This is a genomic window from Methylomonas sp. HYX-M1 (assembly GCF_040741385.1).
GTDB lineage: Bacteria > Pseudomonadota > Gammaproteobacteria > Methylococcales > Methylomonadaceae > Methylomonas > Methylomonas rhizoryzae.
In genome coordinates this window covers 33,775-57,647 of record NZ_CP160406.1, presented here as the reverse complement: position 1 = coordinate 57,647, position 23,873 = coordinate 33,775, and the positions used below count along the sequence as shown (strand labels likewise).

Genomic DNA, 23,873 nt, shown 5'->3' with positions numbered 1-23,873 from the left:
TGCTACGGAGAAATTTTCCATGTTCTCGAATTATGTGCGGCCACTTGGCGTTGCACTGTGTTTATTGATTACTGCCGGCTCGGTCGATGCGAGTCCGGCAGACGACACGCTATTGCCGGCACAATCAGGCGATCTGGGTGCAAACGGTTCCAGTCGGCAAGCCATTGAGGAACCGACCGGTTCCCTGGTTTTGTCTCAAGTCTTGGCTTTAGCGCTAACCCAGAACCCCGAGCTATCGGCCTTTTCCTGGGAGAGCCGAGCACAGGAAGCCGCCACCCTCCAAGCGGGTTTGTTTCCCAATCCCACCTTCAATGCCAATGCCGCGAACTTTGGTAATCAGGTCATCAAGGGCTTCGATGGCGATGTCGTCACCTTGGAACTCAGCCAATTGATCGAATTGGGCGGAAAACGCACCGCCCGCATGGAAGCGGCATCGCTGACCAAACAATTAGCCGATTGGGATTACGAAACCAAACGAGCCGATGTACTCACCCAAGTCACTCAGGCATTTATTGACGTGTTGGCCGCCCAACAGCGCTTGACGCTGACACAGCAAATTCATGAATTGGCCAATCAGACAACGGTTACGACCGCTGCGCGAGTGCAGGCAGGCAAGGTATCGCCCGTTGAAGAAACCAAGGCTAAAGTTGCTCGCGCTTCGGTGCAAATTGAGCTGATGCGAGCCCAGAAAGAACTGGAAGCCGCCCGCAAGCGCTTAGCCGCCGGCTGGGGCAGCACGACACCGCGTTTTGAGACGGTAAACGGTCATTTGGAAAGTATACAAGCACCAGCTTCCCTGGACTCATTGGCGCAACGCCTCTCCAAAAATCCCGATTTAGCCCGTTGGGTCACCGAGATCACCCAACGTCAGGCGCTTATCACGATGGAAAAATCCAAAGCTATCCCGGATGTCACCGCGACTGTAGGCGCCAGTAAATTTCTGATGCCCAATGATTACGCCTTAGTCGTTGGTTTTTCGGTGCCATTGCCGGTATTTGACCGCAATCAAGGCCGTATTCAAGAAGCCGAGCATCGTTTGACCAAAGCGGAAGACGAATTGCGCAGCGCCGAGATACGCATCGCCACGGCATTGAACACCGCCTATCAGGCCTTGGATACCGCTCATTCCGAAATCATCACCTTGCAGCAAGACATTTTGCCGGGCGCCCAAAGTGCTTATGACGCCGCTCGCGAAGGCTACCGCTTGGGAAAATTCAGTTTTATGGACGTACTGGATGCACAGCGCACCCTGTTCGGCGCCAAAAATCAGTATTTACTGGCCTTGGCCGAATATCACAAGTCCGTGGCCAACGTGGAACGTCTGGTCGGCGGCAATATGAACGCGGACAGCCAACCCGAGGTATCACCATGAACACGATTAACAAAAAACAATGGACCGCTATTGCCGCGATTGTTGTGGTCGGCCTCTTGCTCGGCCTATTGATTTTGAGCATCGACAAATCGATGCCGGAAGGCGAGGAACACGGCGAAGAAAACCATGCAGCGGCTAAAGTCGATAGCGCCGAACATGCCGATGACGCCAGGCAGGCCCAAGGCCCGCACGGCGGCACTGTTTACAGCGACGGTGACTTTAAGCTGGAAATCCTGCTCAGCGAGGAAGGTGGTGAACCGCACTTTCGCGTTTATCCGTTCAATCAGGATAAACCGCTTCAGCCCGTTGCCGATCAACTCTCCGTGCAACTAAAGCGCCCGAGCGGCGAGCAACAGCGCATCGAGTTTGCGCCTGAAAAAGCGTATTGGCAGAGTATCCAGGCTATCGATGAGCCCCATGTCTTTGAAGCGAACGTGACGGCAAGGCATGATGGTCAGACGTTTCAGTTTGCTTTCAGTAAAGAAGAAGGCAAAGTAACCTTGAGCGATCAGCAAATCGCCGAAACCGGTATCTCGATTCAGACCGCAGGTGCAGCGCACATCATAAGCTCTGTCACTCTACCGGGTGAAATTCGCTTCAATGAAGATAAGACGTCTCATGTGGTACCGCGTTTGGCCGGCGTGGTGGAGAGCATTTCCGCCAACCTGGGCCAGCAAGTCAAACAAGGCCAGGTCATCGCCGTGATTGCCAGTACGGCGTTGTCCGAGCAGCGTAGTGAATTGTTGTCGGCACAAAGGCGACTGGAGTTAGCCCGCTCTACTTTTGCGCGGGAAAAACACTTATGGGAGGACAAAATCTCGGCGGAGCAAGACTACCAACAAGCCCGGCAGGCGATGCAGGAAATGGAAATCGCCGTTCATAATGCCCAACAGAAATTGATAGCACTCGGCGCAAGTCCTACCGTGTCGGCCAGCGGCGGCTCACTCAATCGTTACGAAATTCGCGCACCGTTCGATGGCATGGTGGTCGAGAAACACATCGCCATGGGAGAAGCGGTCAAGGAAGATGCCAGCATTTTCACCATTACTGACTTGTCCTCCGTCTGGGCCGAAATTATCGTCTCGGCGAAGGATCTCAATGTCGTGCAAGTCGGCAAACAGGTCAACATCAAGGCCACGGCGTTCGATTCTTCGGCAACCGGTACGTTGTCTTATGTGGGCGCATTGATGGGCGAACAAACCCGCACCGCTACGGCACGCGTGACGCTGGACAATCCGCAGATGGCCTGGCGACCCGGATTGTTTATCACGGTCGAACTGCCTACCAAGGAAAGTGACGTGCCGGTCGCGGTGGCAGCCGATGCCATCCAGATGATCAAAAACAAGCCGACGATTTTTATTCGGGTCCCCGGCGGCTTTATTGCTCAACCGGTCACCACCGGACTGTCGGATGGCAAAGTCACCGAGATCGTGGCAGGACTCATGCCCGGTACCGAATACGCTGTCAATGGCAGCTTCGTCATTAAATCCGAGCAAGGCAAAAGCAGTGCCGAGCACTCGCATTGATCCCCAGGAGTTCGCATCATGTTTGAACGACTTATTCGTTTAGCGATCGAGCATCGCTGGCTGGTTATCCTGGCTGTACTCGGTATGGCAGGACTCGGTATCTTCAATTACTCGATTCTGCCTATCGACGCCGTGCCAGACATCACCAATGTCCAGGTACAAATTAATACGACGGCACCGGGTTATTCGCCTTTGGAAACCGAACAGCGAATCACTTACCCCATCGAAACCGTCATGGCGGGTTTGCCGCATCTGGAACAAACCCGGTCGCTTTCGCGTTACGGCTTATCGCAGGTCACGGTGATTTTCCAGGACGGCACCGATGTCTATTTCGCCCGGCAATTGGTGAACCAACGTATTCAGGAAGCCAAGGATAAACTGCCTGCCGGTATCACGCCGGCGATGGGTCCCATTTCCACCGGTCTTGGCGAAATCTATTTATGGATAGTCGAAGCCCAAGAAGGGGCCAAAAAACCGGACGGTTCGCCTTACACCGCGACCGATCTGCGTGAAATCCAGGACTGGATTATCAAACCGCAGTTGCGCAACGTGCCGGGTGTCACCGAAATCAATTCCATTGGTGGCTACGCCAAACAATATCAGGTGGCACCGATTCCGGAAAAACTGGCGTCCTATGGTCTGACCTTGCAAGACATCGTTACCGCGCTGGATCGTAACAACAATAATGTCGGTGCCGGCTACATCGAAAAGCGCGGCGAACAATATCTGATTCGTGCGCCGGGCCAAGTGCATTCGATGGAAGATATTCGCAACATTATTCTCGGTAATGTCCAGGGTGTGCCCATTCGCATTCGCGATGTCGGCGAAGTCGAAATCGGCCGAGAACTGCGCACCGGCGCTGCAACCGAAAATGGCCGAGAGATGGTATTGGGTACGGTCTTTATGCTGATCGGTCAGAATAGCCGTGCCGTCTCGCAAGCGGTCGACAAAAAGATGACGGAAATCAACCGCACGCTGCCCGAAGGGGTGCAGGCCGTGACGGTCTATGACCGAACGGTACTGGTCGATAAAGCCATCAATACGGTCAAGAAGAACTTAACCGAAGGGGCAATTCTGGTCATTGTGATTCTGTTCCTGTTCCTCGGCAATATTCGTGCGGCCATCATTACCGCAATGGTCATACCGTTATCGATGCTGTTCACCTTCACCGGCATGGTGACATACCAGGTCAGTGCCAACTTGATGAGCCTTGGGGCACTCGACTTTGGTGTGATCATCGACGGTGCGGTGGTGATTGTAGAGAACTGTGTGCGGAGGCTGGCCCATGCTCAGGAGCATCAGGGGCGTTCGCTAACACGTCGTGAACGTTTTCATGAAGTGTTTACGGCGTCGAAAGAAGCACGGCGGGCACTGTTATTTGGCCAGTTGATCATCATGGTCGTGTACTTGCCCATCTTCGCGCTGACCGGGGTGGAAGGCAAAATGTTTCATCCGATGGCGTTCACGGTGGTCATTGCCTTGGTGGGGGCCATGATATTGTCGGTGACTTTTATCCCAGCCGCCGTAGCGCTGTTTATCGGCGATAAAGTCGCTGAAAAAGAAAATGTGGTGATGCAGAGCGCTAAGCGTATCTATGCACCGGTACTGGATAGCGTCATGAGCAACAAGCCGGTGATACTCACGCTTGCGGTGGTCACGGTGATTCTGTCGGGCCTATTGGCGACGCGGATGGGTAGCGAGTTTGTGCCGAGCTTGAATGAAGGCGATTTCGCCATTCAGGCGATGCGCATTCCCGGCACCAGTTTGTCACAATCAGTCGCCATGCAGCAGCAGATTGAACAGGCTCTAAAGCAGCAGTTTCCCGAAATCGAGCGGATATTTGCACGAACCGGCACCGCCGAGATCGCATCCGACCCGATGCCGCCGAATATCTCGGATGGTTACATCATGCTCAAACCACGCGAGCAATGGCCTGAACCCGATAAATCACGCGATGATCTGCTAGCGGCGATACAAGTGGCGGCCAACAAACTACCCGGCAACCTCTACGAGTTTTCCCAGCCTATCCAGTTGCGCTTCAATGAACTGATTTCAGGCGTGCGTAGCGACGTTGCCGTTAAAGTGTTTGGTGATGATATGGATGTATTGAATGACACGGCGACTGAAATTTCGGTAGTTATGGCAGCGATTCCTGGTGCATCCGAAGTGAAAGTCGAGCAAACCACCGGCTTACCGATGCTGACGCTCAATATCGACCGGGATAAAACTTCGCGCTACGGCTTGAACGTGGGCGATGTGCAGGATGCGGTGGCTACCGCGATTGGTGGCACCGAAGCCGGCACCTTGTTTGAGGGTGACCGGCGTTTCGACATTATCGTGCGTCTGCCGGAGAACCTGCGCAGTAATCTGGATGCCATCAACCGCTTGCCAATCTCATTGCCGCGCGGGCAAAACCGAGATGGACGAACCAGCTATATCCCACTGGCCGAAGTAGCCAGCCTGGAAATGGCTCCCGGCCCTAATCAAATCAGCCGCGAGAACGGCAAACGCCGAATCGTCATCAGTGCCAACGTGCGAGGCCGCGACATCGGCTCTTTTGTTGCCGAGGCCGAACAAAAGCTGCAACAGAAAGTCAAAATTCCATCCGGTTATTGGACAAGTTGGGGCGGACAGTTCGAACAGTTGCAATCGGCGGCCCATCGCTTGCAAATTGTGGTGCCTGTGGCGTTAATCCTGGTTTTCACACTCCTGTTCATGATGTTTGGCAACGCCAAGGACGGTTTGCTGGTGTTCAGCGGCATCCCCTTTGCGTTGACCGGCGGCTTGGTCGCACTTTGGTTGCGCGATATTCCAATGTCGATTTCGGCGGCAGTCGGATTCATCGCCTTGTCGGGTGTAGCAGTACTGAACGGGCTGGTGATGATTGCCTTTATCCGTGGTTTGCGCGACGAAGGCATGTCGCTGGATAAGTCGATTGTTGAGGGTGCTCTGACACGTCTTAGGCCGGTGCTGATGACCGCACTGGTAGCCTCGTTCGGTTTCGTGCCAATGGCCATTGCCACCGGTACCGGCGCAGAGGTACAGCGCCCGCTGGCGACTGTAGTGATTGGCGGCATTCTCTCGTCAACGATGCTGACATTGTTGGTATTACCGATTCTCTACTGGTTCGCGCATCGCCAAGACCAACCAATAAGTCCCATGATACCGGGAATACCGCAGATTGATTCCAACGAGGGTTAAACGATGAGTACCTGCGAGCCATCAGAAAAAACCTGTTGTTGTCCTGGCGAGAAACCGGATAACCACCAGCCAACGCCATCAAACTTGTCGAGTGGCATCACGTTCAAAATCGAGGGACTGGATTGCGCCGAAGAGGTCGCTACATTGAAAAGCGCGATAGGCCCGCTCGTGGGGGGCAGTGACAAACTGGCCTTTGATGTTTTAAACGGGCGCATGACACTGTTGTCTGATGCCGAGCCCGTGACTGAAAAAACCATCATCAAAGCGATAGCGGCAACGGGCATGCAGGCGGCTCGTTGGCAGTCCGGTCAGACCGATGCCGATGTCAAACAACTGCACCGTTCGAAGACCGGTTATACCGTGCTTAGCGGTGTATTTATCGCGGCCGGCATGCTGATTCATATCGCCATAGCCGGCGGCTTTGTGGATATTCAAACCATTTTCAGCTCGGCCAAAAACGGCACCCTGCAATGGGACGTGGTCACTGACTATCTGCAAAGCTTACTAAATGCCCATGCTCAGCAGGCGATGCCTTTGCCTGAAAAAATAGCCTTTGGTTTAGCGGTGGCTTGCGGTGCTCGGCATGTGATCGTTAAGGCGTTTTATGCCTTGAAACGCTTCCGAGCGGATATGAATTTGCTGATGACGATTGCGGTTATTGGGGCAATGTTCATTGATGAATGGTTTGAGGCGGCAACGGTCAGTTTTCTGTTTGCGCTGTCTCTGGCGATTGAGAGTTGGAGTATTGGCCGTGCCCGGCATGCCGTTGAAGCCTTGCTGGATTTAGCGCCCTCGACGGTGACGATCAAGGATGAAACCGGCCAGGAATGCGTGGTACCAGCGGCAGAAGTCAGTATAGGCACCCGTTTCATATTAGCGCCTGGCGCTAAAATCCCCCTGGATGGCAACGTAATTGCCGGTTCCAGTTCAGTCAATCAGGCGCCGATTACCGGTGAAAGCATGCCGGTTGCCAAGCAAGTGGGTGACGAGGTGTTTGCCGGCAGTATTAATGTTGAAGGGACATTGGAAATCCGATCCACCAAGTTGGTTTCGGATACCACCTTGGCACAGATTACCCGGTTGGTCGGCGAAGCTCATGGTAAGCGAGCCGAGGTCGAACAATGGGTGGAGAAATTTGCGCGTATTTATACCCCGGCTGTGATGCTGGTGGCGTTGGCCATGTGCATCATTCCACCGGTATTTTTCGAAGGAGGCTGGAACGAATGGTTTTACCACGCCTTGGTGTTGTTGGTCATTGCCTGCCCCTGTGCATTGGTCATTTCGACACCGGTCAGTATTGTCGCGGCCTTAGCGTGTGCAGCCCGACAAGGCATTCTGATCAAAGGCGGCATTTATATTGAAACACCCGCCCATCTGAATGCGATTGCCTTTGATAAAACCGGCACACTAACCTCTGGTGAACCCGTCGTCACCGGTGTTTATCCATTCAATAGTCATACCGAAGAAGAACTGTTAAGCCGTGCCGCCGCACTGGAAGCACGAAGCAATCATCCGTTGGCAAAAGCTATTTTACGCTATACGGAACAACGCGGTATCAACGTGGCCAGCGCAGACAATGTGACGGTTCTACCGGGTAAAGGTGTCACCGGACTATTTAATGGCACGGATTTCTGGCTGGGATCGCGTCGTTATCTGTTGGAGCGTAGCCAAGAAATCCCGGAAATCAGTGAAAAAGCGATTGCCCTTGAACAAACGGGGCAAACCGTGATTGCCATCGGCAATGATCGGCATATTTGCGGCCTCATTGCCGTTGCCGACCAGCCTCGCACTGAAATCAAATCGATTTTGCAAGCGCTGAGACAAAATGGCATTCAACATTTAGCCATGTTGACCGGTGACAATCGGGTGACGGCCACTAACATCGCGACCCAAATTGGCATCGATGAGATACACGCCGAATTGTTGCCCGCCGATAAAGTGAAGATCGTCAGTCAAATGGTCGAGCAATACGGACAGGTAGCGATGATCGGGGACGGTGTCAACGATGCGCCGGCGTTGGGACGGGCCAACCTGGGAATTGCCATGGGGGTGCTAGGGTCGGATGCGGCTATCGAGATAGCCGATATTGCTCTGATGGGCGATGACCTCTCCAAGCTGCCCTGGCTGATCGGACATTCCAAAAGAACACTGGCGATTATTCGACAAAATATTACGTTTGCACTGACGATCAAGGCTGCGTTCGCCGTTTTAGCCTTTGCCGGTGTGGCTACCCTATGGGAAGCCATTGCAGCCGATATGGGCGCTTCCTTATTGGTTGTAGCCAACGGATTGAGATTACTTCATCCCAAAAATACGGCCTTTTAAGTGCTCTGAATTTATTAAAGGGCACTTTAACATCATCAAAGCGCCTAGACATTACCGTTTCAAGATACCTTTGGAGATAACCATGACATTAAAATCACTGATTCTTTTAGTTTTAGCTGAATCCTTATTATCTGCTTGTAGCTTCATGGAGCCTCACGCCATGGATACTGACCTGGCTATACAGCATGAGACATTGGCCAAACACTTCCAAGACGAGGCCAACGAATTACAGACGAAGATTGAGGAACATAAAAAATTTCTCAGCCGATTTGACTCACAACGCTATGTTTACGGTAGACATGCGAACGATCTTAAAGCACATAGCCAAGAAGTGATTGATCTTTATCAGCAGGCCGTCACTGCAAACCGGGACATGGCAGAAATGTTGCGGGAAGCGGATCATTAGTTGTAGCACTTCGCCCTCTGCCTTGTCCGTTCTTGTACTATCAAACTTATAATTTTCGGATATATATTTGGATACCTATCACCAGACAAAAGTGAAAAGTGCGCCAAGTTAGTGAAAAACTAATGACACAAATAATGAAAAAATCCGATTGGCTTTGGCTCTTAGAACCTTAACGAGGGCCATACTGCAACTGTGTTGGCTTGATCGGCTAGCCAGTTGCCCTCTAATTGGCATAACCGCAGAATTCGGAAAAAATAGTACGCTAAGGTTTCGGTGTGGATAAGTTTGGGACTTGTGCTTATCGGGTCACTAGGTGACTCATGCGCGCATGAGGGGACAGCTAGTAAAACTATCAAAGCGATACTGCAAAAACTCACCGCTCGCGATACCTTGCTCTATACTTTAAAGAATGACGCTAATGAATCTTTGGCTTGAGCCAAGTATTCATTTTTTGTGTTGATAGGGAAACTTTACGCTTGGGATTGAATCCACGCTTTATGCGCGATAGGTTTCAAGAGCATTAAACACATCAATTGATCTTAGTGGCGAAATGACCGTGGGATTTTTTCGACATCATCACTATCAGACCGTTATGGTGCTGATCATGTTGACTAGCTGGCTCTTCATGCTGGTGTCGTCAACGTGTGCGATGCCGATGCCTGCGCAAATGCAAATACCAGTGACGGACACGATGCCAGTTGGTTGTTCCGATTCGGCGCATCATGGCGCCGCAGCGACGCAACTCTCACCAAACCAAAACTGTACACTCAAGGCGTGTCCGGACTCCCAGCCTAACCCCGCGCTAAATTTCAAAATCGATAAGCCTGATCTACCCGTTTTTATCTTGTGCCTGACTTGGCTAAGTATTTATATTTTTAGCCCATTACCCTGCCTTTTTACCCGTCATAGACAACGAAGACCGACTGCCAATCCCATACCGATACGCTATCGGTTCTGTACTTTTCTGAATTAGCCATTTCTCCCAGGTAACCCGCGCCTTGTAGGCGTGATAGGGCTTCATGCTTTGGCGTGAGTCTGTGTTTCCCTTGATTGGAGAAAATAATGTACCCCTTGTTTTACCCCACACCTGTTGATCGGGTGTCGTGGCCCTATTGGGCGCTCTGCTGCTATTTACTGATTTTTATCGGCGTAGTCCATGCCGATGAAGCTTTTTTGTCCCTGGAACAGGCTGTTGAACTAGCGCAGGCCGGTAACCCTGGTATCTCCGAAATTAAAGCGCGTGCCGAAGCATTAGCCGCCATTCCATCGCAAGAGGGCGCACTGCCAGACCCGACGCTTAATTTCGATACCTTAAATGTTCCCACCAACAGTCTCAGTCTTCGCAAGGAAGATATGACCATGATGGATGTTGGTATTAGTCAGACGATTCCTTTTCCGGGCAAGTTGGCCTTGAAGGAACAAGCAGCCGAACAAGAAGCCCTGGCGGCAGCCGACTCGGTGGATGTCGCCCGTTTGCGCTTGGTTCGCGACGTCAAACAGACTTGGTGGCGCTTGTTTTATTACGATAGGGCCATCAATGTCATTGCCGAAAGCGAACAATTTTTTCAGCAATTGATCGATACGGCCCAGTCCCGTTACAAAGTCGGTCAGGGGCAACAGCAGGATGTGATGCTGGCCCAATTAGAACTCTCGAAACTCAAGGATGAAAAAATCGAGCTGATCAGCATGCGCCACAGTACCGGCATTCAGATCAACACATTGCTCAGCCGCAACTCCGATACCTTGGTAAAACTGCCTGACCAAGCCGAGATCAAAACCCCGGTCTTGGTGGTTGCGGAATTGCAGGCACAAGCCATGGAACATAGCCCACGGTTCGAGCAGCATCACAAAATGCTCGGTGCCGCCAAGACCCGCATTGAAATCGCCGAAAAGGATTTTTATCCCGATCTGACACTGGGTGCCGGTTACGCAGTCAGACAAAACACCCCATCCGGCGAATCCCGTAGCGATTTTGCTAGCGTCAAACTCAGCATCAATTTACCGATCTATGCCGAACAAAAACAGGCCAAGGCAGTCGATCAACGCAATAGTGAGTTGCTGCAGGAGCAGTACGCCTTGCAGGACGAGCACAATAAAGTCCATGGTGAAATTGCAGCCAATACCGCCCAATACCTGCACGCAAAACAGCGATTAGCATTATTCGAGCATGAAATCATTCCTCAAGCTCAGCAAGCCGTCAGTTCTTTGATGGCCGGGTACCCTGTTGGCAAGACGGACTTCAGCAACTTACTGCGAACACAGTTGAGTTTGTTTCAGTATCAAAGCCAATACTGGAAATCGTTGGTCGAAACCCAGCAATTGCTGGCGGAACTATCGAACTTAATCGGTAAGGACCTGACACATGACTAAGCAAACTATTCTGGTCAGTGTATTGACCCTGCTCATTGGAATCGCCGGCGGCTTTTGGCTGGCGGATAAGCCGCAACCCATGGAAAAGACTGTGTCGGTCGCAGAGCATAAACCACGGTTTTATCGGCATCCGATGAATCCAAAAGTGACGTCTCCGACACCGGCAAAGGATGAAATGGGCATGGATTATCTACCGGTTTATGCCGATGAAGTCTCGCAGACAACCCAGCCGAACAAAGGCCGTATTCTGTACTATCGCCATCCCATGGGGGCGGCCGATACCTCGCCTGTGCCGAAAAAGGATGAGATGGGAATGGATTATCTGCCGGTTTACGAAGGCGAGGTAACGAGTTCTAAACTCTTGACCATTAGTCCGGAAAAAATCCAAAAGCTCGGCGCCAAAACCGAGAAAGTTCAATATCGGGATTTAGTGCGTTCTATCCGTGCGCCGGGCAGTATTCAAGTTGATGAGCGTCGGTTGCATGTCATCAATGCCAAATTCGAGGGTTGGATACAACGCTTGCTAGTTAATAGCACCGGACAATCTGTCAAACGTGGACAACCACTATTGGATATTTACAGCCCCGATCTTCTGACGGCGCAGCAGGAATATCTGATTGCCAAACAAGGTGAAGGTGCATTAGAACAGGCCAGCCCGCAGGCGCTTGCCACCGCCCAGCAACTCACCCGCAATGCCTTGCAACGCCTAAAAAATTGGGACATTGGCACGGCCCAATTAAAACGCTTGCAAGAGCGCGAACTCGTGATTGAAACTTTATTGTTACCATCGCCTGTCAATGGCGTGGTCATGGAAAAGCCCGCAGTAGAAGGCATGCGTTTTATGCCGGGCGAGGTACTGTTCCAAATTGCCGATCTGAGTCGGGTGTGGCTGATGGTCGATGTATTCGAGCCCGATTTAGAGTGGATTAAATTAGGTCAAGAGGTTAGCGTCAATATCAAGGCTTACCCTGATAAATCCTTTCATGGGCAAGTCAGTTTTATCTTTCCCACGTTGAATACCGACACACGCACCGTCAAGGTCAGAGTGGACATGGACAACGCCAAAGGTTTTCTGAAACCCGGCCTGTACGGTAGCGTTGAAGTATTAGCGACTCAACAACGACACCGAGAGCTGAGTGTCCCCGATTCGGCTATTCTCGATAGTGGTACGCGGCAGGTAGCACTGGTACAGCTCGATGATGGCCGGTTCGAGCCGCGCACCGTGAAGATAGGCCATCAGGCCAACGGATTCAGCGAAGTGCTTGAGGGTTTACAGGATGGCGACAATGTCGTCACCCGCGCTAATTTCCTGATCGATGCCGAAAGCAATTTGAAATCGGCGCTGGACAGTATGAGTAGTGCTGAGGCGATGCCAAAGGCCGAATCGAATCAGGACGATTCAGTGGCCATGCCAGAACATGAGCATAGTCAACATGTGATGGAGCACTAGCCATGTTGGAACGGGTCATTGCCTGGTCGTTAAAAAATGTGTTTCTGGTGTTGATCACCACACTACTTTTAATCTGTGGCGGCATTTACGCCGTGATCAAAATTCCACTAGATGCCTTGCCAGATTTGTCCGATGCGCAAGTGATTGTCTACACGGAATACCCTGGCCAAGCACCCCAGGTGGTCGAGGATCAAGTCACTTATCCACTGACCACCGCGATGCTGAGTGTGCCAAGATCCAAAGTGGTTCGTGGTTTCTCATTTTTCGGCGCATCCTTTGTGTACGTGATCTTTGAGGATGGTACTGATATTTATTGGGCGCGTTCCAGGGTACTCGAATATTTAAACTTTGCGGCCGGGCGCTTGCCGCGTGGTGTTACACCACAACTCGGGCCCGATGCGACCGGTGTGGGCTGGGTGTATCAATATGTGTTGCTGGGGAAGGAATACTCGCTGGCTGAACTACGTACCTTGCAAGACTGGTTTGTACGCTATCAGTTAACCAAGGCACAAGGAATCGCCGAAGTGGCCAGCATCGGCGGGTTTGTTCAGCAATATCAAGTCACCGTTGATCCACATAAACTCCAGGCTTATGGCATCCCCCTAAAAACCGTGACAGAGGTGATTGCCAATGGCAACCGCGATGTGGGCGGTCGAGCCATTGAAATGACTGAAACAGAATATATGGTACGCGGTCGTGGCTATTTGCATGGTATTCATGATTTGGAACGGCTGGTATTAAAAGTCGCCAATGGCACACCCGTGTTAGTGCGGGATGTAGCCCGAGTGGAATTGGTCCCAGATGAACGTCGTGGTATTACCGAGTTGAATGGTGAGGGTGAAGTGGTATCCGGCATCGCTATTGCCCGCTACGGTCAAAACGCGCTGGAAGTGATTGATAACCTGAAACTACGCTTAAAGGAAATCACAGCGGGGCTACCAACAGGTGTGAGTATTCAAGCGGTTTATGACCGCTCGGATCTGATCCATCGGGCGATTGAAAATCTACGACACACGCTGTTGGAAGAGAGTGTGGTCGTGGCCGTGATTTGTGCAGTATTCCTGTTGCATCTGCGCAGCGCCCTCGTCGCCATTGTGATGTTGCCGGTTGGCATATTGATGGCGTTCATCGTCATGCATTTGCTGAACATGAACTCCAACATCATGAGTCTTGGCGGCATTGCCATTGCCATTGGTGCGATGGTCGATGCCGCCATCGTGATGGTCGAAAACGTGCATAAGCACCTTGAGCATGATGCGTATAAATTACCCAGACACACCATTGTATTGAATGCCTGTCGGGAAGTCGGCCCGCCCTTGTTCTTCAGCTTACTGATTATCACCGTATCCTTCTTGCCGGTATTTACCCTGGAAGCGCAAGAAGGTCGGCTATTTCAACCCTTGGCCTACACCAAAACCTTTGCCATGGCCGGCGCGGCGTTGCTATCGGTCACCTTAGTGCCGGTACTGATATTGCTATTTGTGCGCGGTCATATCCGGGCAGAACAAGATAACCCAGTCAATCGGCTGTTGCTGTGGCTGTATCGTCCGGTGATTACTTGGGTCATGCGTTTTAAAAAAACCACTGTCTTGCTGGCGATACTGGCACTGGTTGCCAGTATTTACCCTGCTATGCAATTGGGCGGTGAATTCATGCCGACCTTAAACGAAGGCACCCTGCTGTTCATGCCGCAGACCTTGCCCGGCATGTCGGTCACCAAAACCGCCGAGCTGCTGCAAACTCAGGATCGCATCATCAAAACCTTTCCCGAAGTCGAATCGGTATTCGGCAAGGCCGGTCGCGCCGCCACCGCCACCGATCCGGCGCCCTTAGAAATGTCCGAGACGGTGGTCAATCTGAAACCGGAATCGCAGTGGAGGCCGGGCATGACCGTCGACAAATTGATTACAGAAATGGATCAGGCTCTGCAAATCCCTGGCGTCAGCAATGCCTGGACCATGCCGATCAAAAATCGCATCGATATGTTGGCAACCGGTATTAGGACGCCTGTTGGCGTAAAATTGTTCGGTAACGACCTAGCTGAAATGGAACGGCTAGCCCAGCAAATCGAACAAGCCATCAAGAACGTACCCGGCACCACCAGTGCTTATGCCGAGCGGATTACCGGGGGGTATTATCTGAATATCGATCCAGATTATGACGCTTTGGCTCGCTATGGTTTGCTGGTCGGCGACATTCAAAATCTGATTTCAACCGCTATTGGCGGTGAAATGGTGACCACTATGGTTGAAGGCCGGGAACGCTTTGGCGTGATAGTGCGTTATCCCCGCGAACTCAGGAACAGTCCTAGTGCCATAGGCAATCACTTACTGGTAACGACTGCTGACGGTGCCATGATTCCTTTATCGTCGGTTGCACATTTGAGCTTATCCAAAGGACCACCGGGTATTCGTACCGAAAACTCTCTGCTCTCCGCCTATATCTTTGTCGATTTGCGGGATCGTGATATTGCCAGCTATGTTCATGATGCCAAACTCGCAGTCGAGAAAGCCGTGCAGATGCCTACCGGTTATTACATAACCTGGAGTGGGCAATTCGAGTATATGGAGCGTGCCGTTGAGCGCTTGAACATAGTCGTACCATTGACCATGCTGATCATTTTTATCCTGCTGTACCTGAACTTTGGCCGTATGACGGAAACCCTAATCGTCATGTTGTCGGTGCCGTTCGCCCTGGTAGGCGGCGTCTGGTTACTGTGGGCGTTGAACTATAACGTCAGCGTGGCAGTGGGTGTCGGCTTTATCGCACTGGCCGGGGTGGCTGCCGAAACCGGAGTGATTATGCTAATTTACCTGGATCACGCCTATCAAGCCAAAATCGAAGAATGCAGGCAACAGGGTAAGGAAATGGGGCTGAACGAACTCTACACCTGTGTAATTACAGGTGCTGCAGAACGGCTGCGGCCCAAGATGATGACAGTGGCCGCCATCATGGCAGGTCTATTACCCATCATGTGGAGTAATGGAACCGGATCGGAAGTGATGCGGCGCATTGCCGCCCCTATGGTGGGAGGGATGATCTCCTCAATGCTGCTGACGCTAATCGTAATCCCTGCAATTTATGCGCTGTTGAAAGGCCATTCGTTGAGACCACGATGAGCCCAAGCCAGTAAATTTCACATTCATAGATCCAGGAGGTTTATGACGATAAGTACAGTCCAAATGATGCATTAAACAACACCCTTTTACGAAGCAGGACGGCATTTTGATTGCTGTCTGAAGAATTTAACTTAACTGGAGAGATCTTATGAAAACCATCACTAAATTGTTGGTCGTCACGTCTTTAACGCTGGGAGTTTTATCAGGTTGCCAACAAAACCCCCATCCCATGGATATGAGCGCAGCTATCCAAAGCGCTAAAACCAAGGATGACCATGAGTCTTTGGCGACTCATTATGAACAAGCCGCAAAGGATGCCGAAGTTAAAGTGGAAGAACACAAAAAGCTTCTGCAACAGTACAAGCAGCACAGCTACCTGTACGGCAAGCAATCCGAAATGTTCCTAGAACATTGCCAATCGCTAATCAGCTCCTACCAAAAAGCAGTTGATGCCAATACAGCGATGGCTAAAATGCATCATCAAATGGCAGGTACCCAATAAACTCAGTCTTAACTATTGAAGGATTTGAGGGCATGAATATTTAATTTCGTGCCTTCAAATCAACAGTCTGAATTCTGTTGAAATTCTGCCCTTAACCAAATATGGGCGGAAGCCAGTTTTGGCCGAATTCGCTCTACCAAAATGAAGGGTGCGAAAGTTTTCAATATTAGTGGCACAAAATCCGGAATATTTCATTATTTGTGTCAAAAGCGGGTATAGCTTGTGACACAAATAATGAAAAATCACTTTAAAATCAATCGACCACTTTTCATTTTTTATGTCACCCGACATATAAAGAAAGTAATTGGAAAGGAAGAAAGTCGTGTCGGGTTGCCGGGCTATGCTGCAAAAATTTCAATGCAATAATCCTGGGGTTGGCTTAAAGTCACCCTGACATGAAAAAACTAGGCCGAAACGATCCCTGCCCTTGTGGCAGCGGTAAAAAATATAAGCAGTGCTGCTTGAAGACAGCAGACGCCCAGATTGCGCATGATCGGGCTGAAGCCGTCCCGAAAGCCATCCAGTGGCTCTTCACGAAGTATGAGCAGCCGGCCCGTGCCGAGATTGATGAAGGTTTTTTTGGTGGACTCGACGACGATGAATATGCCGAGCTTCAGGACCTACCCGAGGACTCGTATACCGGCATTATGATCAATGCCATGGAATGGCTGCTGGCAGATGGCGTGCTGACCCTCAAAGACCAGGACTATCGCGTTGCGGATTTGTTACTTGGAAAGGGTGGTCCGCTATTGTCTGCTGAACAGCGACAATGGCTTGAGCGTCTAACAGCACTACCCCTCAGGCTTTACGAAATTGTGGCGGTGGTGCCCGGCAAATGCCTGACATTAAGGGATGTGATGCTGCCCGAACGCCCGCCCGTTCTCGTCCAGGAAAAATCAGGCTCACAACAAGCTAACCGGTATGACCTGATCGCGGCACGCATCGTGCCGTTTGACGCTCATTTTGAACTGTCCGGCGCCGTTTACTCTTTCCCCCGCCAACAAAGCTGGGATTTGTTGGAAGAACTCAAAGACGAATTAGAGGGCGTCGAGCCGGATTCTGCTCTCGCCAAGGAAATCACTAGTGCCATCATCCCGTTTCACTGGCTCCAGTTATTTGTCAGGGCCTTTGAAATGCCGCCAGTGGTTGATCATGTCACGGGTGAATCGCTGCTGTTCGTGACTGATCATTACCGGGTTCTGGACTGGGACGCATTGGACCAGGCCTTGACCAGGGCAGCGGATATCGAAGGCAATCGTGATGCAGGTTGGAGCCGTATATTTGTAGGCGAAGATGGGCTGACACGGCAAAGTCTCAGTATTCATCCCAGCAAACGCCAGGATCGAATCAAAGTGTCCTATCATACTCAACAGTATGCGGACAAAGGCAGACCTTGGTTCGAAGCGGTTTCAGGCACTACGGTGGCCTTTATCAGCCGGGAACTGGCCGCCCCCAAAGGCATGCTGGCTAATATGCAGCCTCATGACATCCCGGAAAGGTCGGAACCGATACCCCTGCCACCCGAGATAATAGGCGAGCTCATAGAGAAAAGAATTCGGCAGCTTTACGCTGACTGGGCTGACAAGCCATTACCGATATTGAACAATCAAACGCCGCGCGAGGCCATCAGAACCCCGGAAGGATTGGAACAAGTCAAATTCTTGCTGCACACCTACGAACATGGCGAAGCCCAGCAAGCCAAAGCGCAACACCGCCCTCCGGTTTCCTATGAATTTCTTTGGCAGTCAGTAGGGATCGCGCCGTAAGTACCGGGGATAGTTAATCTGATCCCAGGACAGGGTTAAAGGTCTTTAATGGTGGGGAACGCCAGTTTCGAAGCATTGACCCGGTTGCGCAAATCAAGACCCGGTTTGAAATGAACGGTGTGCCGACTCGGTAGACTGACAGACTCCCCGGTCTTGGGATTCCTACCCATACGGGCTTTGCGGGGAATCGTTGAAAAACCACCAAATCCACGAATTTCAATTCGTTCGCCAGTGGCGACAGCGGTAGTCAAAACATCAATGATAGTGTTGACAGCGAGCTCTACGTCTTTTTGCAGCAGGTGCGCTTGCTTGGCGGCCAGCGCACCCATCAGTTCCGATTTTGTCATCTGAAATGTCGAAGGTTCGACGGTGAGTTAATCGTCGAATCATAGCGCAGTTTCAAGAGGACTTCGAGCCACTCAACGCCCTCTATTTCTCAAGAGAATTTAACCGTTAACGGCGTCTTTTAAAGCCTTTCCGGCTTTAAAGCCTGGTAGTTTTGCCGCAGCAATGGTCAGTCCAGCGCCGGTTTGCGGATTGCGGCCTTGACGCTCGGCACGTTCCTTGACTTCGAAAGTGCCAAACCCCACTAACGATACCGAATCGCCGTTTTTCAAGGTATTTTGAATGGCACTGAGGATGCCATCCAAGCCCCGCCCGGCATCGGCTTTACTGAGATTCGCATGGCTGGCAATGGCGTCAATGAGTTCGGATTTATGCATGGTTTCCTCAAAAGGTGGGATGTAAAAACTAGGCGTTGATGATCGCAGTTTCAACATGTTCCTTCAAGCAAATCAGTCTGGAAGGCGTGTAAACCGGAACCGCAAAATTTATGTACCAGTAGCGAATGTCGGCTTATAAAATTCGCAAATTGTCGCAACCGACCCAAACTTGACGGTCGCACTTCTCCAAACCAGTCAGTCAGCTAAATCCAGCGCCTGGGAACTGGAGATCTACAAAGCGGTCATTGGCGACCGCATCCAACGGCCAATTTTGCGACATCCACATATAGAGGGTGCCTGCCAATATCGAGCCCTCGCCATTTCGGCAAACACAGAGTGAGAAATCAATAAACACCTTTCACTCGGTTTTACTTACAGCCATTTTTTGCGGGACAAGTGATTACTGAAGGTGAACATGATAGCGATTATGTAAGAACCCAATTGAATTTTGTATTTTAAAAAACTGTGCGTAACCATAGGCTGTAATAATAGCTACCCATCACTAAAACGTTAACGAGGTAAGACATGGGTAAAGGTCGGCTGGAGGCATTCAGTGATGGGGTACTGGCCATCATTATCACCATCATGGTATTGGAATTGAAAGTACCCCATTCTGCGGACATCAATGCGCTGGTTCCTTTGATTCCTGTGCTTTTAAGCTATGTGTTGAGCTTCGTCTATGTAGGCATTTACTGGAATAACCATCACCATTTACTGCAAACATGCCAAAAAGTCACTGGTTCGATACTGTGGGCAAACCTGCATTTATTGTTCTGGTTATCGTTATTTCCTTTCACAACTGCCTGGATGGGGGAAAATCACTTTGCGGCTATACCAACGATGGCTTACGGAGTGGTTCTATTGATGGCAGCAATTGCTTACATATTAATACAATACCTCATCATCGTTTCACAAGAGGCAAATTCGCTATTAAAAAGAGCTGTCGGTAGCGACTGGAAGGGTAAATCCTCACCATTGATTTACTTAATAGCGACACTAAGCACGTTTTGGTCGCCATGGTTAGCTCAAGGGCTTTATGTGCTGGTCGCATTGCTATGGTTAGTGCCAGATCGACGTATTGAGAACGTGATGTCTGAATATTAAAAGGATTTTTGATTTGCCAAGCAAATGACCAAATAAAACTGGGCTTTTCATTGTAACCTTCAACAATAAATTGAGTTGGTGAAGGTCTGCTCAAGCCTATTTGAAGGTCAGCTATTGAGAAACATGTATGGCGGCTTTCTGGCAGATTGGTTCAGCACCAATTAAAACAATGGTTTGCGTGTCAATTTTTCTTGAAAAACTGCAATAATCAGAGGTTTCCTAACCCCTTTAAACGCCATAATCGGACTTTTGATTTAGTTTTGCCTAACCTGTGATTTTTTAAAAACCCATCCGCAGACTTTTCAATACTTCTGCCACTTCGGGTTTTGCGGCCGATGTGGGTGGGAATATAGCGCAGATGGTGCGACGAATTTCCGGATCTGACAGATAACGAACTCGAATCTGATCTGCATTTTTGGTGATGGTGAATTCCGGCATTAGCGCAACACCGATTCCGGCGCGTACCATACTCAGTATCCATTCTTCGCTATTACTTCTATAGGCAGCATAAAGATTGACCTGCCGCCCCTGGCACACACTCCTCAGTGTTTCACGCAATTCACAGTTCAGGCGATCCAAGTAAGGTTCAGCTTGTATGGTCGCTAAATCAATTTGTTGCATTTGATTGAAACGGTGTTTGTCGTTGAAGACAACGACATAGCGTTCTTCGTAAAGCTCTAAAGACTGGTAACGCTCTGCCAGTAAGGATGTTGGTGCGCTGATAACTAAATCCAGGCCCTCTTCATCAAGTTGATTCAATAGATTGCATTCACTGTCGACGACTAATTCCAGTTCTACATGGGGTCGTTCTTGCTGAAAGTCAGTGAAGAATGGACTTAAATGGTGTGCGGCAATTGTCGTCATCACGCCGATGCGAAGTGGCACAGTATTTAAGCGGCTGAAATGCACAGCCTCAGCTTTGACAGCTTGCGTCTTGCGCACTATTTCACGTATAGAAGGTTCGACCAAACGTCCTAAAGCCGTCAACCGACATCCGCTGCGGTCTCGGCTAAATAGCTCACCGCCAAGTTCATCTTCCAATTTCTTAATTGCTTGCGTCAGGGAGGGTTGGGCCACATAGGTTGCTTGTGCAGCGCGAGTGAATGAGCCTTTATCGCAGACGGCCAGAAAATAGCGAATTTGTTGCATTTCCACAGCTTGCCTCCTTTCTTGAATAGGAAAAACCTATTATTTCATAGAAAATTGGTATTTTACAATTAACATAACTCATTATTTAATATAAACACCAAGTCACCTAAATATTCAATATTCCTATGAAAACAGCAAAATTAATCGTAATGTACCCTACACCAACAGATTTAAAAACTTTTGAACGTCGTTATGCTGATGAGCATGTGCCGATGGCTGTCGAAAAGCTGGCCGGCAAAACACGATTTGTCGCCTCATTGATTCTTTCCAATGCAGACAAATCTGCAGCGCAGTTTCATCGGATTGCCGAGGTTTATTTTCCATCCCTCGCCGAATTAGAGGCTTGTCTGAATTCACCAGGCGGCCAAGAAACAGCTCAGCATGCCGTTGAGATTTCTAGCGGTGGTGAGCCGTTGTTTCTGATCTCCGAGGTGGAAACCTTTGATTTCTAATCCGACCATCGGATTTAACATAATCACAGTGGAGGCAAATCAATGTCTAACTCTATCAAACTAAAAAAGGTGGCTTATAAGCGCATTAGGTGGCTGGGTCTGCTGCCTGTTGTCTTTTTGGTTGGATTAATGCCAACTATTGCCCAAGCGCATCGCGGTGCGCCTGACGAGGTCGATGCTTGCGTTACGAGGGTTGGTTTTGAACGAGTCCATTTCACGGCCTATACCCCGACTCTGTCAGGGGATCGGGAATATTGCAGCATCATTCCCGAAACCGGCCCAACTAATTTGGTGTTCGACTACGAAGGTAAAAGTCTGCGCAATGTCAGCGTGGAATTCGAAATCACCAAAGAACCTGAAGGGCAAAGGGTTTTTTATCAGCAGCCGAAAAAAGTTAAAAACGGTACTTTCGATAGTACGGTCGATTTTAGTCAATATGGTGCTGGTAATTATTTGGCACACATCGCTATTGTCGACAAGGATAAGCGTCTTGATACTCATATTCCGTTCTCTGTTGGCCTGGAATCGGTTCCGGGAAAAGGCTATATGCTGCAGATTGTGATGATCGGAAGCTTGTTGTTGCTGGCTTTTATAGTAATGAAGTTGGCGAATAAGGAAGCGCCCAATCACTCACCTGGGGCATGAGCGAATGGTACAGGCGAGTCAAACGTACTTAGGGGGAATATGACTATGAATATGGCTCAATTAAAGGTTTTTCTTTTAAGAACCAATTCTTGGCAGAAAGTGCTATTCGGGTTACCGATATTAGTAATGGTTGTCATGCTTTTGATGGATCATAGCGGCGACTCGGCAGAATTAGGGCAGGCCGTGTATCGACCTGAGATGCTGCAACGTCATTGCAAAGCTGATCAACTCAGTGGAGACGCTGGAGAGACTTATGGTGAAGAAACCGAAAATGGCATCAAATACAATGTCCGCACACCAGCCAATTATGATGCATCCGTTGCCCACCCACTATTACTGGTATTTTCTCCGGCCGGATCGAATCGGGCTAAAACCGAAAAAACAACTGGGTTCACTTTTCCTGCTACCCAAGCCGGTTTCATCGTGGCCTATGCGGATCACCCGGATTTATCGCCCAGCACTACCGTAGAATTAGGCACCATTCCCAGTTTAATGGCCAAAAAGTGGTGTATTGATGAAAAACAGGTCTATGTTACGGGACATTCCGATGGAGGGACTTCGGCAATGGCATTAGCGTTTATGACTGGCACACGACACATCCCACGTGCAATTGCGCCGAGCGCAGCAGGGGTTGCGTATGATGATTTACGCGACCGCAAATGCCCCGAGCCCTTGCCGGTTATGATCATGCACAGCAGCAAGGATCGCCTGTTTCCTGGTTATGGTCAGCAAGCGGTGGGTTGGTGGGCAGCTTGTAATAAATGTGATCCTATTCCGGATAAAATCGCAAATGGTTGCTCCTCTTATTCAGGGTGTGCCGAGGGCGTAAAAACGTTGTACTGTGAAGGTGATCAAATCCATTCACATTGGCCCGAGCGAAGTCAGGATATTGTCGAGTTTTTTGTGTCAGCGACTCAAGTTAGCCCACGGGCAAAGTGAAATTGGCTCCATATGAATCGTAATGGGTGCAAAGGTAAACCCGAAAGCAAACGGTCACCCGGATTCCTCTCGGGTCTGCCAGCTCCTTTTTGTGGCTGAACAGTTGGTTGACAACCGACCTGGACGTATTGAGCCTAGAGCCATCAAACGACGACCCAAAACGTAGCCGAATACCGGACAGCCGATTGGGTTACATGGTGCCTTAATTATTAAAATGGGATAGCTACTCCGAGCGGCGGGTTTTGGCCGTCTGCCGCCGATGGTCAGCGGCATATATTTCAGTTGCAAATAAGGAATCTGGTATTGGCGGTTGTCCGATCAATACCAGATGCAATGTCTAGTTTAATCTTATACTGTGCCACCCTCCCTGGCTCATACGATTCTGAATTAAGTCTCTGTACTGTTCAGGATCAGGTGGGTTTTTCCGTTGATGTCGCTTGTGATTACAATACCAGCAAGCCGCAACGATATTAGTTGGCTTGGTTGAACCACCTTCATGATGAGCTTTAAGATGCTCACCTGTGCATCTTAAGAGTTTGGCCTGATTAGGCGTTATTTTGTATTTGGCGGAAAATTCAACGATGTTCCCTTTCAACATCGGTTGGTCGCAATAGTAACAGCGACCGCGTTGACGGGAAAAAGCGATAGAGCGGGGTTTTACTAGGGATTTGCGTGATCTTGCCATGATAGCCTCAAAAAAACAAAAGTTACCCATGGCACTACTAGAGTGCACATTGGAAACCAGCTTTAATGCTCAGCTAACTGGTAAAAATACAGGCGTTCGTTTTTGAACTGCCCGGTGAAATTATATTGTTTATTCGTTGG

Annotated in this window: 18 protein-coding genes; 14 read left to right on the top strand and 4 right to left on the bottom strand. The window is 50.1% G+C overall.

All coding sequences use genetic code 11. From position 1 onward, the window contains the following. The first annotated feature begins 19 nt into the window (after positions 1 to 19). From AB0A83_RS20625 to AB0A83_RS20580, 10 genes are all read left to right on the top strand, one after another. Positions 20 to 1,372, top strand: coding sequence for a TolC family protein (locus tag AB0A83_RS20625; protein WP_101052469.1), 1,353 nt, complete (start codon positions 20 to 22; stop codon positions 1,370 to 1,372). Next, entirely contained in the window at positions 1,369 to 2,898 is a 1,530-nt protein-coding gene (locus AB0A83_RS20620) for an efflux RND transporter periplasmic adaptor subunit (protein ID WP_101052471.1), read from the top strand. Before AB0A83_RS20625 ends, AB0A83_RS20620 begins: the two co-directional genes overlap by 4 nt. Before the next feature lie 18 nt (positions 2,899 to 2,916). Beyond that, on the top strand, positions 2,917 to 6,099 hold the full coding sequence (locus AB0A83_RS20615; protein WP_101052473.1) for a CusA/CzcA family heavy metal efflux RND transporter: 3,183 nt from the start codon (positions 2,917 to 2,919) through the stop codon (positions 6,097 to 6,099). A gap of 3 nt (positions 6,100 to 6,102) precedes the next feature. After that, positions 6,103 to 8,424 (top strand): cation-translocating P-type ATPase, encoded by a 2,322-nt coding sequence (locus AB0A83_RS20610; protein ID WP_101052475.1) that lies wholly within the window; start codon positions 6,103 to 6,105, stop codon positions 8,422 to 8,424. Between the two features lie 82 nt (positions 8,425 to 8,506). Further along, positions 8,507 to 8,830, top strand: coding sequence for a hypothetical protein (locus AB0A83_RS20605; RefSeq protein ID WP_101052477.1), 324 nt, complete (start codon positions 8,507 to 8,509; stop codon positions 8,828 to 8,830). 1,062 nt (positions 8,831 to 9,892) lie between these two features. Then, positions 9,893 to 11,200, top strand: coding sequence for a TolC family protein (locus AB0A83_RS20600; RefSeq protein WP_101052479.1), 1,308 nt, complete (start codon positions 9,893 to 9,895; stop codon positions 11,198 to 11,200). Beyond that, complete coding sequence (locus AB0A83_RS20595) at positions 11,193 to 12,650, top strand: efflux RND transporter periplasmic adaptor subunit (RefSeq protein WP_101052481.1); 1,458 nt, start codon at positions 11,193 to 11,195, stop codon at positions 12,648 to 12,650. Before AB0A83_RS20600 ends, AB0A83_RS20595 begins: the two co-directional genes overlap by 8 nt. Positions 12,651 to 12,652: 2 nt before the next feature. Then, a complete protein-coding gene (locus AB0A83_RS20590) occupies positions 12,653 to 15,769 on the top strand; it encodes an efflux RND transporter permease subunit (protein ID WP_101052483.1) in 3,117 nt (1,038 codons plus the stop codon). A 148-nt stretch (positions 15,770 to 15,917) separates the two neighbouring features. Then, the gene (locus AB0A83_RS20585) at positions 15,918 to 16,271 is read left to right on the top strand and encodes a hypothetical protein (protein WP_101052485.1); all 354 of its coding nucleotides are present in this window, start codon (positions 15,918 to 15,920) and stop codon (positions 16,269 to 16,271) included. Between the two features lie 395 nt (positions 16,272 to 16,666). Then, positions 16,667 to 18,037, top strand: a complete 1,371-nt coding sequence (locus tag AB0A83_RS20580; protein WP_367156217.1) for an SEC-C metal-binding domain-containing protein — start codon at positions 16,667 to 16,669, stop codon at positions 18,035 to 18,037. 35 nt (positions 18,038 to 18,072) lie between these two features. Here the strand turns inward: AB0A83_RS20580 and AB0A83_RS20575 are convergent, their stop codons facing one another. Together AB0A83_RS20575 and AB0A83_RS20570 are read right to left on the bottom strand one after the other, a co-directional pair. Further along, positions 18,073 to 18,384, bottom strand: a complete 312-nt coding sequence (locus AB0A83_RS20575; protein ID WP_064023723.1) for an integration host factor subunit beta — start codon at positions 18,382 to 18,384, stop codon at positions 18,073 to 18,075. Between the two features lie 99 nt (positions 18,385 to 18,483). Continuing rightward, on the bottom strand, positions 18,484 to 18,759 hold the full coding sequence (locus tag AB0A83_RS20570; protein ID WP_064023724.1) for an HU family DNA-binding protein: 276 nt from the start codon (positions 18,757 to 18,759) through the stop codon (positions 18,484 to 18,486). Positions 18,760 to 19,284: 525 nt separating this feature from the next. Here AB0A83_RS20570 and AB0A83_RS20565 point away from each other — a divergent pair. Continuing rightward, complete coding sequence (locus AB0A83_RS20565) at positions 19,285 to 19,863, top strand: TMEM175 family protein (RefSeq protein ID WP_367156216.1); 579 nt, start codon at positions 19,285 to 19,287, stop codon at positions 19,861 to 19,863. A 279-nt stretch (positions 19,864 to 20,142) separates the two neighbouring features. On the opposite strand, the gene AB0A83_RS20560 is transcribed toward AB0A83_RS20565, so the two are convergent. Then, complete coding sequence (locus tag AB0A83_RS20560; RefSeq protein WP_033159459.1) at positions 20,143 to 21,018, bottom strand: LysR family transcriptional regulator; 876 nt, start codon at positions 21,016 to 21,018, stop codon at positions 20,143 to 20,145. A gap of 119 nt (positions 21,019 to 21,137) precedes the next feature. Between AB0A83_RS20560 and AB0A83_RS20555 the strand changes: the two genes are divergently transcribed. Genes AB0A83_RS20555 through AB0A83_RS20545 form a run of 3 tightly spaced genes read left to right on the top strand, consistent with a single transcriptional unit; the run spans position 21,138 to position 23,048 of the window. Further along, positions 21,138 to 21,464: an EthD family reductase gene (locus AB0A83_RS20555; RefSeq protein ID WP_205453080.1), complete on the top strand. Its 327-nt coding sequence runs from the start codon at positions 21,138 to 21,140 to the stop codon at positions 21,462 to 21,464. Between the two features lie 42 nt (positions 21,465 to 21,506). After that, a complete protein-coding gene (locus tag AB0A83_RS20550; protein ID WP_367156215.1) occupies positions 21,507 to 22,109 on the top strand; it encodes a hypothetical protein in 603 nt (200 codons plus the stop codon). Positions 22,110 to 22,154: 45 nt separating this feature from the next. Further along, on the top strand, positions 22,155 to 23,048 hold the full coding sequence (locus AB0A83_RS20545) for a PHB depolymerase family esterase (protein WP_367156214.1): 894 nt from the start codon (positions 22,155 to 22,157) through the stop codon (positions 23,046 to 23,048). Between the two features lie 337 nt (positions 23,049 to 23,385). On the opposite strand, the gene AB0A83_RS20540 is transcribed toward AB0A83_RS20545, so the two are convergent. Beyond that, positions 23,386 to 23,646: an HNH endonuclease gene (locus AB0A83_RS20540; protein WP_367156218.1), complete on the bottom strand. Its 261-nt coding sequence runs from the start codon at positions 23,644 to 23,646 to the stop codon at positions 23,386 to 23,388. Between the last annotated feature and the right edge of the window lie 227 nt (positions 23,647 to 23,873).

What these genes read in the sequence shown, in the direction of transcription:
- AB0A83_RS20545 (WP_367156214.1), top strand. Translation starts at nt 22,155, where the DNA reads ATGAATATGGCTCAATTAAAGGTTTTTCTTTTAAGAACCAATTCTTGG.
- AB0A83_RS20595 (WP_101052481.1), top strand. Translation starts at nt 11,193, where the DNA reads ATGACTAAGCAAACTATTCTGGTCAGTGTATTGACCCTGCTCATTGGA.
- AB0A83_RS20570 (WP_064023724.1), bottom strand. Translation starts at nt 18,759, where the DNA reads ATGCATAAATCCGAACTCATTGACGCCATTGCCAGCCATGCGAATCTC.
- AB0A83_RS20615 (WP_101052473.1), top strand. Translation starts at nt 2,917, where the DNA reads ATGTTTGAACGACTTATTCGTTTAGCGATCGAGCATCGCTGGCTGGTT.
- AB0A83_RS20625 (WP_101052469.1), top strand. Translation starts at nt 20, where the DNA reads ATGTTCTCGAATTATGTGCGGCCACTTGGCGTTGCACTGTGTTTATTG.
- AB0A83_RS20540 (WP_367156218.1), bottom strand. Translation starts at nt 23,646, where the DNA reads ATGTTGAAAGGGAACATCGTTGAATTTTCCGCCAAATACAAAATAACG.
- AB0A83_RS20565 (WP_367156216.1), top strand. Translation starts at nt 19,285, where the DNA reads ATGGGTAAAGGTCGGCTGGAGGCATTCAGTGATGGGGTACTGGCCATC.
- AB0A83_RS20600 (WP_101052479.1), top strand. Translation starts at nt 9,893, where the DNA reads ATGTACCCCTTGTTTTACCCCACACCTGTTGATCGGGTGTCGTGGCCC.
- AB0A83_RS20590 (WP_101052483.1), top strand. Translation starts at nt 12,653, where the DNA reads ATGTTGGAACGGGTCATTGCCTGGTCGTTAAAAAATGTGTTTCTGGTG.
- AB0A83_RS20575 (WP_064023723.1), bottom strand. Translation starts at nt 18,384, where the DNA reads ATGACAAAATCGGAACTGATGGGTGCGCTGGCCGCCAAGCAAGCGCAC.
- AB0A83_RS20620 (WP_101052471.1), top strand. Translation starts at nt 1,369, where the DNA reads ATGAACACGATTAACAAAAAACAATGGACCGCTATTGCCGCGATTGTT.
- AB0A83_RS20580 (WP_367156217.1), top strand. Translation starts at nt 16,667, where the DNA reads ATGAAAAAACTAGGCCGAAACGATCCCTGCCCTTGTGGCAGCGGTAAA.
- AB0A83_RS20550 (WP_367156215.1), top strand. Translation starts at nt 21,507, where the DNA reads ATGTCTAACTCTATCAAACTAAAAAAGGTGGCTTATAAGCGCATTAGG.
- AB0A83_RS20605 (WP_101052477.1), top strand. Translation starts at nt 8,507, where the DNA reads ATGACATTAAAATCACTGATTCTTTTAGTTTTAGCTGAATCCTTATTA.
- AB0A83_RS20555 (WP_205453080.1), top strand. Translation starts at nt 21,138, where the DNA reads ATGAAAACAGCAAAATTAATCGTAATGTACCCTACACCAACAGATTTA.
- AB0A83_RS20585 (WP_101052485.1), top strand. Translation starts at nt 15,918, where the DNA reads ATGAAAACCATCACTAAATTGTTGGTCGTCACGTCTTTAACGCTGGGA.
- AB0A83_RS20610 (WP_101052475.1), top strand. Translation starts at nt 6,103, where the DNA reads ATGAGTACCTGCGAGCCATCAGAAAAAACCTGTTGTTGTCCTGGCGAG.